This window comes from Microcystis sp. LE19-195.1E (genome assembly GCF_027532095.1).
Classification (GTDB): domain Bacteria; phylum Cyanobacteriota; class Cyanobacteriia; order Cyanobacteriales; family Microcystaceae; genus Microcystis; species Microcystis aeruginosa.
The window spans coordinates 1-13,163 of record NZ_JAPZSZ010000261.1 but is presented as its reverse complement, the minus strand read 5'-3'; the positions used below and the strand labels follow the sequence as shown (position 1 = coordinate 13,163).

Genomic DNA, 13,163 nt, shown 5'->3' with positions numbered 1-13,163 from the left:
GAGAAGATGCAAGGGTGATGCAAGGGTGATGCAAGGGTTTTAAGAGATTCTAGCAGATTTAAGTGCATTTGGGAAGCTCTCAATCAAGCTAAAAGCCCTTTCCTGTAAGGTTTTTACCATTATTCAGCAAACCCTAATTAATGATTCTTCTAAGACAATTTATACTTTTTTAGGGCCAATAGCTACAGCAGTCACCGCCTTTTATTTTAGTGGTTTGGGTAGTTCGTCGAAAACTAACGATGAAAACTCTGAAAATGAAAAAAATGAATAGAACTTTTAAAAAAACACGAAAAAATCTCTCCCATTGGTAATTTTAGTACAAAGGCCAGAAATCTCAACCCCAGAAACCTTTCCTCCCCACTCTCCTATACTTTTAGATTGGAAGAAAGTTTTAGCTTAATTAATCTGGTTAAAGGCCTGTTTTTGTCGTTTCTAAATACCCCTGATAACTTGACCGGAACTGTTCGATCGATAGGTTCTTTGTCCAATATTCTACCAGAGCATGACCCCAGGCCCAAGCTTCCTTGTCAGCAGTGCTAGAATTTTCTAATAGTATTGGCCAAAGTGCCAATAAATCAAAACTTTTATTCTCCAGATTTAAGAGAGAAAAAAGCTCGTAGGCCATCTGTAATTTACCGATCGCTACTGGTAATTGTTCCACAGGAATTTGTTCAGCTAAAAGATAGGCTAAAGTCGGTCTTCCCGTGGCTAAAGTGGAGATAAAACCGAGAATAGGACTTTTTAATAGGGCCGTTAAACCTTGCCCCGTGGCCATCTGTAAAGTATAGCGATCGATTATTTTCGCCGCTGCCAGGGTTCGAGTTTCTAAATCCGCTAAAAAACGGGCTAAACGCAACTGTTTTGCGGGTGAAATTGCCCCCAGCAAAGCGATTGATAACTCCTCATCCCCCCAAGCTTCTCTATCCGGCTGTTGACTGACCATCGGCAAAATGCGATCGCAGAGATCCTCGAATAATTCCGCCCGATACTGCAAGCATTCGCGGATATTGACTTCTTTGGGACTTTCTCCCGTCAGCCAATTATAGGGGGGTTGCCACTCTCGCAGCGGACGCAGGCGATCGACTTGAGAAACACAGACTATAACTGGTAAATTGTCAATAGTTTGTTGCAAATCTTTAAGAAAAGCCTCATCCATGGCCAGGGCGGGATCGAGGGCGGGAGTTACCAGAATCAATAAATCGGCGTTTTCGGCATAATTGAGAACCTTTTGCCGATAATCAGCCCTATTTGCCTGTTCGTAGCCTGGGGTATCCCAGAGGATTAACTCGTCCCCTTCTGGGGTTTGCCAATGGTAGGATTGGATGGCATCGGTACTGGGCAATAGATCCACTTGGGCTAAATCGGCCCGAAAGAGAGTATTAATTAAACTGCTTTTGCCGGCCCCGGTGCGTCCAACCAGCAGAATGTTAACCGGTTGGCGATCGATTTCCGTGATCGGTTCAGCTTGGGCGAGAATTTCCTTGAGAGTAGTGGTGGCGATTTTCGTCTTGGTGGGGAGAGTTGGGGCGAGATTGCCGCCACTGTAGAGTAACACCGCTTGGCGAGAGAGGTTTCTTAGGGCATTTTCCCGCAAAACTTGCCCTAAATTGACTAATAATTGCTGATCCGCTCGATCGCTGTACTTTTGACTGGCCACTTTAGCCACAGCCGCAGCGGGATTGATTACCCATTGCGCCCAATTCCAGACCTGCCAAAGTTTCTGGGCCGAGGGTTGCAATTTTTGATAAACTTCGTAGGCTTGATAGGCTTGGCCGATGGTGATTTGATTCAGGGCCGGGGAAAGATTCCGCATCCAGCGATCGCTATCATCCACAGTTCCCCGAATTAAACCGTAGGCCTGGGGAATGTAAATATTTAATAAGGGGTACTTGACATCGGGGTAATATATATGAGCGATGGCACTGACCAAATCCTGACAGCGTTGCCAAAAAGTCGCCCAATCTTCCCAAACCGGGCGATCATTGCGGGCCTCGACGATAATCCTCTCGATAATTTCCTCGACATTGCCCCCGGAATCACCCTCAGGAGGGGTTAATTCTGCCTTAATTTCCCCAATGGCGGCTTCAATTTCCCCGACTGCTGGGCGCGTCCATTTGACCAACAGGAAGCGCCAAGCGACAAAAATCAGGGTAAAAACTGCCCAAATCCAATTCAAACCCCATTGATTGATCTGGAAACTGGCGGCCACGATCAGAAAGATGACCACGGCGGCGATCGGAACTGCTAAAATCAACCCTTGCCAAGTTTTTAACCGTAACATTGCTCGATCTGGTTTTTTTCCATTCTACCTATCTCTGATTCTCGGTTAGAGAGCAGAAATTAGACAGTGGCATCAATTTGGGCGAGGATTGCCGTGGATAACTGACAAAGTTGTTGATGACAAGGACCATTACTAGCCATGATCCCCCCCCATTGCCGCACATCGCCGCGATTATAGCGCACGGGTTGACCGTCAAAATAGGAAAATTTGCCGCCGGCTTCCGTTAAAATCAACTCTGGGGCGGCAAAATCCCAGTCTTTAGCCGCCGATTTCCCCGATAGGGAGATATAAACATCGGATTTTTGTTCGAGGATCGTGGCAATTTTACAGCCCACACTAGCCACATAATTTTTACCGAAGAAGGGTATTTGACTTAATAAATTATCAAAACGTTGGTCGCGATGGGTACGACTAACCACCAGATAGAGATCGGTAATTTTATCTTTATTGGCAACTTTTACCTGTGTAATATTTCCGTGGCTAGTTTCTAGAAAAGTGCCTTTTCCTTTTTGGGCAAAATAGAGTTTTTCTTGATCCGGTAGGGCAACCACGGCGATGATCGGTCTTCCCTGATAACATAAAGCGATATGTAGGGCATATTCTCCCGTTTTGTTGATAAAATCGCGGGTTCCGTCCAAAGGATCGATAATCCATACCCAATCTTTCGGGATAGCTTCATTGCCTTGATGGGTTTCCTCGCTCAGATAACCAAAGTCGATATCAGAAAAATTTGTTTGTAATTCCCCTAAAATATAGTTATTTGCCGCTAAATCCGCCGCCGTCACCGGTCCGCCTTTTTTCTTCTTGTTGACGGCTAAATCCTGTTCACCGCGGTGGTAGGATTGGAGAATTTTAGCACCACCCCAACCGACGGCACGAGTCACAGCTAAAATGCGATCGAGCGTTTCGGTATCTTGACAGGTTAAATTAATCATAAAATAGCCTCAGTTTTTCAGACTTATTATACTAAATCCGTTGAGTATAGGCTACTCATAGAGGAGAGGCAAAAGGCAAAAGGCAAAAGGCAAAAGGGGAAATAAATAATCAGTTTTTCAGACTTATTATCTACTAAATTAAAAGACTGGCTTCTTAGCTTATCATCCCTTGCTTCCTAACTCCTGACGGGCTTAATTTTGCTCTTGCCAAAAATAATCGGCGGGTTTTTTGGTTTCTGCTGGTGATGATTGAGGAGCATCTCCCAAGAAAACCGAGCGCTGGATGACGCGATCGCCTAATCTTCTTTGGACTCGACTGGGAATACCGTAACCGTAGGCAATATGACCTTTTCCTGCTAGGACGATGATCTGATAGTCGGGATGAGCTTGCCAGAATTTAGCGATCGCATCGGCCATGGTTTCATCCCAGAGGACCTGTGCCAGAAAAAAGCGATCGAATCCCTGACTTTTGCCCCCCGTGTGTTGCTGATAAACGGCTAAGATCTGTTGACGATACTCCTCGTTATCCTGGTTTATTTCGCTTTTAGGGGGAATGTAGGTCATTTCTGAGGTGGAGAGGCTTTCTAAGCCCTCCCGTGCCACTTTTCTAGTGATTTCCGTGGGTGTATTTAGGGCGATCGCTGGTAGTTTTTTTGCCTTGGCCAAGCGCAGGATCGGGGCGTAAAATTCCCAATCAAATCCCCAACGTTGGTCGTATTCACTTTTTTCTCTCAACTGATTTTCGCTAATTTTGCCGGCTAAATACTGATCCAAATAGATTTGGTAAGGACGTTGAAACATCTCGAAAGCGATCGCTATTTGGGGATTATTGGCCTGTAAATACTTGATAATAGCTAATTGGGCCTGATGATCGGCTTGACTATCGTGCCTTTCTCCCAGATAAATAATCTCGGCTGTTTTTAAATCTGCCAGAATTTGTTTTTGGCTATTAGTAAAACTCCAGGCCCGGGGCAGCAAAATAAACAGTAAGCAGAGGGCAAGGAAAAGGGGGAAAAAGCGTCGAGAGAATTTCATCTTTATTAAAAGCCTTTTAAAAAACTGATCTTAACCGAAGCCAAGACAAAAAGGGTGGGCAATGCCCACCCGAAAAAATTTTCAGAGAACCTTTTTGGTTTAGTAGGTTTCTACGTGCCAGCGATGTTCTTTTTTCAGTTGTTTCTGATAGACAGACCAATCAGCACCATTTTTAGCGGCGGCACCACTTATAGCATCGTCGATACCATCTTCCATCCCTTTCAGTCCGCACATATAAGCGTGGGTTTTGGGACTTTGGAGTAGATTCCAGATTTCGTCAGCGTGTTCGGCTACCCGGTGTTGAATATACATTCTACCGCCCTGGGGATTTTGCTGTTCCCGGCTGATGGCATAGGTGAGACGGAAGTTATCGGGGAATTCCGCCGCTATTTTCTCTAATTCTTCTTGGTAGAGAATATTGGCCGTTTTGGGAACTCCGAAAATCAACCAAGCTAGACCTTTGAATTTATAATCTTCGTGTTGTTCCTTGAACATCCGCCAGAGGAAAGCTCGGAAAGGAGCGATTCCGGTCCCAGTGGCCATCATAATGATAGTGGCATCTTCATCACCCGGTAGCAGCATTTCCTTACCCACCGGACCAGTAATAGCCACATCGTCCCCCACCTCTACATTACAGAGATGGGTGGAACAAACTCCATAAACGGTTTCCTTGGTTTCTGGATGTTGGTATTCCAACTGACGCACGCAGAGGGATACGGTTTTATCGTCTAATTTATCACCATGACGGGTGGAGGCGATCGAATAGAGTCTCAATTTATGAGGTTTGCCATTAGCATCGGTCCCCGGGGGGATAATACCGATACTTTGCCCTTCTAAATAGCGTAAATCGCCCCCAGAAAGGTCAAAGGTGACGTGTTGTACGATACCGATACCCCCCTCATCAACGAGAGCATAATTCTCGATACATTTGCCGATAAAGGGTTGATTCGGACGGTAGATGTTGACGGGGATATCTGTTTTTTCTTTCGCTTGGGTCATGGCCTTTTTCTGGGTCTGTTCGGTGACGGGCGATGATTGAGCGATTGGCTGTGGTGTGGAGGCACTAGAAACAGTTGCTACGGGGGCAATCCCATTTAAGGGTTTGATGCTGACGATACGACCACCTAAACGGGTAATCCGACGCATTTCTTGATTCATGCGACTGTAGGGAACCGTGAAAAACACGCTTCCACTCTGACGGATTGAATAATCCAAGCTGTCAGTATTGTCGTTTTGATTGAGACCCGCCACTTCGTAAACAAATAAACGGTTTCCCGCTAGTGTACTCGGACTGTACATTAAATATAACTCCCAACTCAAGTCACGATAATCGTTCCATAGTTTAGCCTACCATCGGTACACTACACCTAGGCCTAATTGAGAGTTATCTTAAAAAAACCACAGACATCGCTTTTATCTTTCCCTTAAGGATAGGTCAACTCTCTGGTTAAAATCTGTTACATTTGCAGCATTTTTACTTTTTATTAAGATTTCTGCTACTTTTCCCTATTTATGCTAAAAATCCCCCTGGTTTGCCTGATCAGGACAAGAGCGGGGGACAGATATTAGCGATGATTATTTTATGAACTACTAGACCTCGGCTGCGTTTAAGGGTTTAATGCTGACGATGCGAGCGCCTAAACGGGTAATCCGACGCATTTCTTGATTCATGCGGCTATAGGGAACGGTTAAAAAGACACTGCCACTCTTACGGATAGAATAATCTAGGTTATCAGTATTGTCATTTTGACTTAAACCGACGACTTCATAGACAAAAAGGCGATTTTCTTTGGCACTAGAGAGACTTTGCATCGAAATGGCTCCTACATTGATGTTATAGTTCTCTAGTTTAGCCTAGCAGGGAGACTAGCAATCTAGTTAATGGCCGATTTACGCCTGTTTATTGTACCATAACGCTCGATCGCAATTGTCCACAGGCTGCATTGGCCGCTAAACCTCTCGAATAACGGACAGTAACGGCGACTTTTTCCTGTTCTAAAATAGTTTTAAAAGTCTTAATTCTCTTTTCATCAGGCCGTTGATAATCCACCTCCTGAATGGGATTATAGGGGATTAAATTGACGTGAGATTGAAAACCTTTCACCAGTTTGGCTAATTCCCTTGCGTGTTCGGGTAAATCATTTACTCCCGCTAAAAGAATGTATTCAAATGTCACCCTTCGTCCCGTGATTTGAACGTATTCCTGACAGTCTTGGATCAGATTACTTAGGGGATAATGGTCGGCACTGGGGATTAATTTAGCTCGAACTTGTTGATTAGAAGCATGGAGACTAACAGCAAAAGTTACTTGTAAATTATGTGCCGCTAGTTGCTTGATTTTATGGGGCAATCCCACGGTAGAAATCGTTAAACAACGCTGACCGATACCCACATCTTGATTCAGGCAATGAATCCCTGTCACCACTTCGGGGATATTTAATAAAGGTTCCCCCATCCCCATAAACACCACATGACTAACTCGCTGCTGAAAATCCTCCTGTACTGTTAACACTTGGTCAACGATTTCATAAGCTTTTAAATTACGAGTAAAACCCCCTTTTCCCGTGGCACAAAAATCACAGGCCATCGGGCAACCCACTTGCGAAGAAACACAGACTGTCAATCTTTTTTCACTGGGAATTCCCACCGCTTCGATAATTAAACCATCCGCCAGTTTTAGCAGATATTTACGAGTGCGATCGGGTGCTACACTGCGATAATGTATAAGGGAACGACCAATAGGATAGTCTGCCATCTTGCTGCGCCATTCTTGGGGGAATACGGAAATATCCGCCAAAGAATGCACCCCTTTTTCATATAGCCATTGGTGTAATTGTTTACCCCGATAAGCGGGTTGTCCCTGGTCTTTTACCCAGTCGGTCAGTTCCTCTAAAGATTTCGCTAGTAAAGTCATAATTGTTATCGTTGATCGCCTTACCATTCTAACCGATGATCATCCCTAGAAGCAAAACCTGAACAAAATTGTATTCATTAATTGACATCTTTTACCTTTACTCCTTCTCTAGTCTTTGTTAGTCAATTAAATACTTAAAACTATAACTTAAACTTAGCCTGACGACAAAAACAAATCTAGTCTTAAGCTTGACTTTTTTACTTTTCACCTTAGATGTCGGCCGGATGCCCCCGTTACACCCTACGGGTTAGCGGGGGAGGAATGCCGACCAGTATAAAACGCGCGTAGCGCATCGACTCTAAATATGTTATACCAAATTTCAAAAACTATGGCATACTTATCAAAAAGATGATTAAGTGGATAAATTGGCGATGCCGGTCGTACCCAAAATTGATATTGTTGAGTCAGTAGAAGATTTAAAAGAATTAATGAAACAACAAAAAAGTAGTTTAGCCTAGGCTAAAGTACAGTCCTTATATTTTTTGAAGATGGGGGAGGTAGAGACGGTTCGCCATTTAGCGGTATTAATGGGACGAGGGGAAAGAACAATCCATCGCTGGTTAAGTTTTTACAAAAAAAGGAGGAATCGAGCGATTATTATCTGAAGGAAACCCACCAGGAAGACCGAAAAAGATTTCGGTAGAAGAAGTCGCTCTTTGACAAAACGAATTAAAACACCCAGGGGGTTTTACCAGCTATAAAGGGATTTATTTTTGGCTCTCGGTCGTTCGAGAAATTTCCGTCAGCTATACAACAGTTTATCGTCTCGTTAGACAGGAATTAGGAAGCTCAATTAAAAGTACCTAGACCACGAAATCCGAGACAATTGCCTGGCGAAGTAGATGAGTTTAAAGGGAACTTATCTAAACGCCTAAAAGCTTTACTAGACAGGGAAAGCGAGAAAGTAAAGCGTTACGAGAAAGTAAGTTTTTGCTGCGAGGATGAAAGTAGATTTGGTGGTCACACTATGGCTCGGAATAAAATAACTCTTTTCGGAGTTAAGCCGATTGGTAATTTTCAAGATAACTTCCAATGCTTTTGGCTGTACGGGGCTGTAGAGCCTCGACAGGGCAGAAGCTTCTTCTATGAATTCTCCCATTTAGATGGGGATTGTTTCGGAGAATATCTATTACAACTATCGCAAGCTTTTCCCAATGAATTACATATTTTACAAGTAGATAACGCTCCTGCACATATTGCGGGACACTTAGAAATTCCCGACAATATTATCTTGTTTTATCAACCTTCTTGTTGTCCTGAAGTTAACCCCGCAACAGAGAGTTTGGCTGTACCTGAAAAATTTTCTGGCATGGGAAACTTTTGAATCTCTTGATGCTTTAAGAGATAAACTCGATGCTCTTTTAAATCGTTTATCCAATGACACTATCGGGTATTTAACGGGATGGTCTTGGATTTTAAACGATTGAAAAAGTTACAAAAAAACTTTTTTATGTTGCTCAATTAGCCAGAGATAATAGAGATTGTCAGGATGCTAAAGTTATCTTTTTGCCCTTTTCAGGTTTAAAAACTTTTGGGACAGAGTAGGGTACAAATGACAGGGAACGACAGAAAATTTCCGAATATATGTCTTTCCCTTTTGAAGATAGTATCCCTGCCATTGGTAGGATTAAAAAAGAATTAAAAGAACATAATATTATTGTTATTCCTATTATTATCCAATAGGGAAATCTTGAAGAAATCCATCGGAAAGTTATTGAAATTAGCAAACAACATAATTTAAATCCTGTCCCTACATCTTTAGATATTGACTGGAATAGAGATTTTGCCTCACAAGTTGGCTTTTTTAATGCAATCAATCAATGGTCAGAAAAAACAGGTTTGCCAAATATAGCCATTGTGCATGGAAGTAGTTCTCTTCATTTAGTAGAAGAATGTGCAGCTCCTCAAAGAATAATCGCTTTTTATGCAACTCACACAGAAAAACTGAACATAGAGGACGATGGCAGAATCTATCATTTAGCCGTAGCAGAAGCTAGTGGAGGCTGGTTAAGGGCTGTTCAACCTTTAACCCCCTATTCTCATAACTATAAACAAGTAGCTCAACAAATTACTGAACAGGCCCTACTACTTATTCAATCCTGGATTGATGGATAAAGTTGCTTGAACTTGATTCGAGCCTCCTTTGCGCTAAATCGCCAATCTACCCATGATTGTGGGCAATCGCAAACGTTCCCCAGATGATAAGTGACAAACCACTTGATTATAAACTTCTTGGGCAGTAGTGGGCATGACAAAAAACTGATGACTGAATGCTTCTAGCTTAATATTCTTTACATAACTTGACAAGGAAAGGGCGAGGTAAAGGGGGAAAATAGATCGAGCTTGTCTTCATCTGCCTAACGATCATGTCTATTGTCACCCTTAACCCCTTCCAATCCCATCAAGATTTAGTCATCGATCCGGGTAAAATCACGGGATTACGGGGAAAAATCACCATCCCTGGCGATAAATCTATATCCCATCGCTCCCTGATGTTAGGGGCGATCGCCGAAGGAGAAACCGTTATTCATGGGTTACTATTGGGCGAAGATCCCCGCAGTACCGCTAGTTGTTTTCGTGCCATGGGTGTGGAAATTTCCCAACTCAACAGCGAGAAAGTGATCGTCAAAGGTAGGGGTTTAGGCAATCTTGAGGAACCTTTAGAAATCCTCGACGCGGGCAATTCCGGCACGACGATCCGCTTAATGTTAGGATTATTGGCTGGTCATCGGGACCGTTTTTTTGTTGTTACCGGCGATGCTTCCCTGCGATCGCGTCCCATGTCCAGGGTGGTGAAACCCCTCAAGGAAATGGGGGCGCAAATTTGGGGCAGAAAAGCCAATTCTTTGGCTCCTTTAGCCGTTTCTGGGGAATCTCTGCAACCGATCCACTACTATTCTCCCGTCGCTTCTGCACAGGTAAAATCCTGTCTTCTCCTCGCAGGACTGTTAACGGAGGGGAAAACCACAATCACGGAACCCGCTTTATCTCGCGATCACAGTGAACGGATGCTGCGCGCTTTTGGGGCGAATATTGAGGTGGATGGGGAGACTAATAGCGTCACGGTGACGGGTTATCCCACTTTAACTGGACAAACGGTGATTGTACCGGGAGATATCAGTTCGGCGGCTTTTTGGTTGGTGGCGGGGGCAATCGTGCCTAATTCTGAGTTATTAATCGAAAATGTGGGAATAAACCCGACTAGAACCGGAGTTTTACAGGTTTTACAGGCAATGGGAGCAGATATCACCCTCGAAAATCAACGGGTGGTGACGGGGGAACCGGTGGCGGATCTGCGGGTGAAATCCAGTCCACTACAGGCAACCACGATCGCTGGTGAGATTATACCCCGTCTGATCGATGAAATTCCCATTTTGGCAGTAGCGGCGGTTTTTGCCCAAGGAACGACAATTATCAAGGATGCCGAGGAATTACGGGTGAAGGAAAGCGATCGCCTGACGGTGATGGCCACCCAACTCGATCGCCTAGGGGCAAAAGTAACAGAATTACCCGATGGTTTAGAGATTACCGGCGGTACAGGCCTATTCGGCACGGAAGTGGACAGTTTTACCGATCATCGCATTGCCATGAGTCTAGCGATCGCTGCCCTCAATTGCCGTCAACCCACCACTATCCATCGCGCTGAAGCGGCCGGCATTTCCTACCCCGATTTTTTCAGCACCTTAAAGCAAATTTGTCAAGAGTAGAAATATTAAGTTTTTCTGCGAGCGGGCGAGGGGTAACTGGTACAATTGCAGGATAAATCACAGAGTAGTAGGCCGCCTGTGTGATAATCAAGTTCATCGATCGAGGTAGCGAAAAATAGAAGCGTCCCTAATGCAAATTTTCCTGAAAAATATCTCCCTATCTACCCCTCTCTCGTCTTCTATTCCCCACCGATAATGGAAATCATCGCCCAATTAGAGAAAGTTTCCTATATTTATCCCGAATCCTCCAATCTAGTGCTTAAAAATATCTCTTTAGCAATTCATCGAGGAGAATTTTTAGGTATTATCGGGCCCACAGGTGCGGGAAAAACTACTCTCTGTTTAACTCTTAACGGTATTGTCCCCCAATTTTACGGAGGGCGTTTTTTTGGTTATGCAACGGTAGCCGGTTTAGATACTTTAACCCATCCCGTTAGCACCTTGGCCCGCTATGTGGGGGCAGTATTTGAAGATCCCGAAACGCAACTTTTAGCCACTTCTATAGAAAATGAAATCGCTTTTACCTTAGAAAATTTACGGCTACCGCGAGAGGAAATTAAAGCGCGCATTCCCAAAGTTTTAGCGGCAGTCCGGTTAGAGGGAATGGAAAAAAAATCGCCGGGGGAACTATCGGGAGGACAAAAACAACGATTAGCGATCGCCGCCGCTCTCGCAGTTCAGCCCGCTTTGTTAATTCTCGATGAACCCACCTCCCAACTGGATCCGGTGGGATCCCAGGAAGTTTTCGCCACCATTAAGGAATTAAATCGCCATCTCGGTGTCACTATTGTGATGGTCTCCCACGCGGCCGAGGAAATGGCCGAATATGCCGATCGCCTGGTACTATTAAGGGAAGGTGCGATCGAAGCCATGGGAACCCCAGCAGAGATCTACTCCCAAGTACAACTTTTACAGGAAAATGCCCTGCGTCCCCCGCAAGTGGCCACTACTTTTGCCTTGATCGAGCAGAAAATCGGGGCGATTGAGTCCATTCCTGTCACCCTAGACCGCGGTTTTGCCCGTTTAAACGAGCTTAAATCCTTTTACCATCAAATAACCCCAACTACTCCCTTATCATCGGTTTATGACCCCTTAAACCCCCTACTGAGGGTAAAAAATCTCTGCCATACCTATCCCGATGGTACTACCGCCTTGCGGGATGTGTCCCTCGATATTGCCGAAGGGGAATATCTGCTGATTATCGGTCAAAATGGCGCAGGAAAAAGCACTTTAGTCAAGCATTTTCTCAATCTTCTCTCGGCAACCACCGGTCAAGTTATGATTGACGGACGTTCAATCAATAGCTTTTCTGTCAGTGATTTAGCTCGTTCCATCGGTTATGTAGCCCAAAATCCCGATAATCAGATTTTTAACACCACTGTGGAGAAAGAAGTATCATTTGCCCTGACTAATCTCGGTTATTCTCCAGAAATCGTCACCCAACGCACGAAAGCAAGTCTAGAAGCCCTGGGATTGCTAGAATATCGATTCTATCATCCTCTCTCCTTACCAAAAGGCGATCGAGCGCGGGTAGTGATTGCGGCAATTTTAGCCATGGAACCGCGTATAGTTGTTTTCGATGAACCCACCACCGGCCAAGATTACCAAGGGGCTAAGGCAATTTTAGAGGTGAGTCGTCAATTACACCAGATGGGCAAAACGGTGATTGTGATCACCCATCACCTCTATTTGATGCCAGAATACGCCGAAAGAGTAATTATTATGGGTCAAGGAACTATCCTTTTAGATGCCCCAATCCGGCAAGCTTATCATCAAACCGATCTCTTAGCCAAAACCTATCTAACTCCACCCCAAGCAGTTTTATTAGCACAAAAATTAGGACAACTTTCCGGTTATCCTAATTCTCTTTTAACTCCCCAGGAAATTGCCGATTGTTTTCAGAGGATTTAGCCGTGAGGCTATTTAGGGTTTGCGGCAAAAAGTTATTCGTGGGGACAGGGTGTGGGGTGTGGGGTGTGGGGTGTGGGGTGTAGGGTTTTACCGATTTTCACCTGGTCAATTACCTAATTTTCAGGGAAAAAGTCCCTGAATTTTCCCCCCGATCACTCCCATCTCTGGTACTTTTTGATTGATAAAAAGTCTAAAAGTCTTACCCAGCAAGGTTTTTAGATTTATTCAGCAACCCCTATTTAGGGTTTGCTGAAAAAGCTTTTCCTGGGGGCAGGGTGTGGGGTGTGGGGTGTGGGGTGTGGGGTTTTACCAGTTTTGAGGTGGTCAACTACCTAATTTTCAGGGAAAAAGTACCTGAATTTTCCCCCGATCCCCGCAAT

At 44.4% G+C, this 13,163-nt stretch carries 10 protein-coding genes and 1 pseudogene; 4 read left to right on the top strand and 7 right to left on the bottom strand.

Annotated elements, in window-relative coordinates:
• Positions 1 to 409 precede the first annotated feature (409 nt).
• The 6 genes from O9300_RS14735 to rlmN all read right to left on the bottom strand — a co-directional run bounded on the left by O9300_RS14735 (position 410) and on the right by rlmN (position 7,165).
• Positions 410 to 2,281 (bottom strand): GTPase family protein, encoded by a 1,872-nt coding sequence (locus O9300_RS14735; protein WP_287972412.1) that lies wholly within the window; start codon positions 2,279 to 2,281, stop codon positions 410 to 412.
• A gap of 59 nt (positions 2,282 to 2,340) precedes the next feature.
• On the bottom strand, positions 2,341 to 3,216 hold the full coding sequence (locus tag O9300_RS14730) for a 3'(2'),5'-bisphosphate nucleotidase CysQ family protein (protein ID WP_190359545.1): 876 nt from the start codon (positions 3,214 to 3,216) through the stop codon (positions 2,341 to 2,343).
• A gap of 192 nt (positions 3,217 to 3,408) precedes the next feature.
• Entirely contained in the window at positions 3,409 to 4,251 is an 843-nt protein-coding gene (locus tag O9300_RS14725; protein WP_287972409.1) for a ChaN family lipoprotein, read from the bottom strand.
• A gap of 99 nt (positions 4,252 to 4,350) precedes the next feature.
• Positions 4,351 to 5,550 carry a bifunctional rod-capping linker CpcD/ferredoxin--NADP reductase PetH gene (cpcD/petH, locus tag O9300_RS14720; RefSeq protein ID WP_287972407.1) on the bottom strand — a complete coding sequence of 400 codons (1,200 nt, stop codon included), beginning with the start codon at positions 5,548 to 5,550 and terminating at the stop codon, positions 4,351 to 4,353.
• 291 nt (positions 5,551 to 5,841) lie between these two features.
• A complete protein-coding gene (gene cpcD / locus O9300_RS14715; RefSeq protein ID WP_045361435.1) occupies positions 5,842 to 6,063 on the bottom strand; it encodes a rod-capping linker protein CpcD in 222 nt (73 codons plus the stop codon).
• A gap of 88 nt (positions 6,064 to 6,151) precedes the next feature.
• Positions 6,152 to 7,165: a dual-specificity RNA methyltransferase RlmN gene (gene rlmN / locus O9300_RS14710; RefSeq protein ID WP_287972403.1), complete on the bottom strand. Its 1,014-nt coding sequence runs from the start codon at positions 7,163 to 7,165 to the stop codon at positions 6,152 to 6,154.
• 371 nt (positions 7,166 to 7,536) lie between these two features.
• Here rlmN and O9300_RS14705 point away from each other — a divergent pair.
• Positions 7,537 to 8,592: pseudogene (locus O9300_RS14705) on the top strand (IS630 family transposase).
• A gap of 412 nt (positions 8,593 to 9,004) precedes the next feature.
• Positions 9,005 to 9,280, top strand: coding sequence for a hypothetical protein (locus tag O9300_RS14700; RefSeq protein WP_287972401.1), 276 nt, complete (start codon positions 9,005 to 9,007; stop codon positions 9,278 to 9,280).
• A gap of 33 nt (positions 9,281 to 9,313) precedes the next feature.
• Here the strand turns inward: O9300_RS14700 and O9300_RS14695 are convergent, their stop codons facing one another.
• Complete coding sequence (locus O9300_RS14695; RefSeq protein WP_287972398.1) at positions 9,314 to 9,472, bottom strand: hypothetical protein; 159 nt, start codon at positions 9,470 to 9,472, stop codon at positions 9,314 to 9,316.
• Positions 9,473 to 9,531: 59 nt separating this feature from the next.
• On the opposite strand from O9300_RS14695, the gene aroA reads away from it, so the two are divergent.
• Entirely contained in the window at positions 9,532 to 10,872 is a 1,341-nt protein-coding gene (gene aroA, locus O9300_RS14690) for a 3-phosphoshikimate 1-carboxyvinyltransferase (RefSeq protein ID WP_287972395.1), read from the top strand.
• 195 nt (positions 10,873 to 11,067) lie between these two features.
• Positions 11,068 to 12,783: an ABC transporter ATP-binding protein gene (locus O9300_RS14685; protein WP_287972391.1), complete on the top strand. Its 1,716-nt coding sequence runs from the start codon at positions 11,068 to 11,070 to the stop codon at positions 12,781 to 12,783.
• The last annotated feature ends 380 nt before the right edge of the window (positions 12,784 to 13,163 follow it).

What these genes read in the sequence shown, in the direction of transcription:
- O9300_RS14735 (WP_287972412.1), bottom strand. Translation starts at nt 2,281, where the DNA reads ATGTTACGGTTAAAAACTTGGCAAGGGTTGATTTTAGCAGTTCCGATC.
- O9300_RS14730 (WP_190359545.1), bottom strand. Translation starts at nt 3,216, where the DNA reads ATGATTAATTTAACCTGTCAAGATACCGAAACGCTCGATCGCATTTTA.
- O9300_RS14725 (WP_287972409.1), bottom strand. Translation starts at nt 4,251, where the DNA reads ATGAAATTCTCTCGACGCTTTTTCCCCCTTTTCCTTGCCCTCTGCTTA.
- cpcD/petH (WP_287972407.1), bottom strand. Translation starts at nt 5,550, where the DNA reads ATGTACAGTCCGAGTACACTAGCGGGAAACCGTTTATTTGTTTACGAA.
- cpcD (WP_045361435.1), bottom strand. Translation starts at nt 6,063, where the DNA reads ATGCAAAGTCTCTCTAGTGCCAAAGAAAATCGCCTTTTTGTCTATGAA.
- rlmN (WP_287972403.1), bottom strand. Translation starts at nt 7,165, where the DNA reads ATGACTTTACTAGCGAAATCTTTAGAGGAACTGACCGACTGGGTAAAA.
- aroA (WP_287972395.1), top strand. Translation starts at nt 9,532, where the DNA reads ATGTCTATTGTCACCCTTAACCCCTTCCAATCCCATCAAGATTTAGTC.
- O9300_RS14685 (WP_287972391.1), top strand. Translation starts at nt 11,068, where the DNA reads ATGGAAATCATCGCCCAATTAGAGAAAGTTTCCTATATTTATCCCGAA.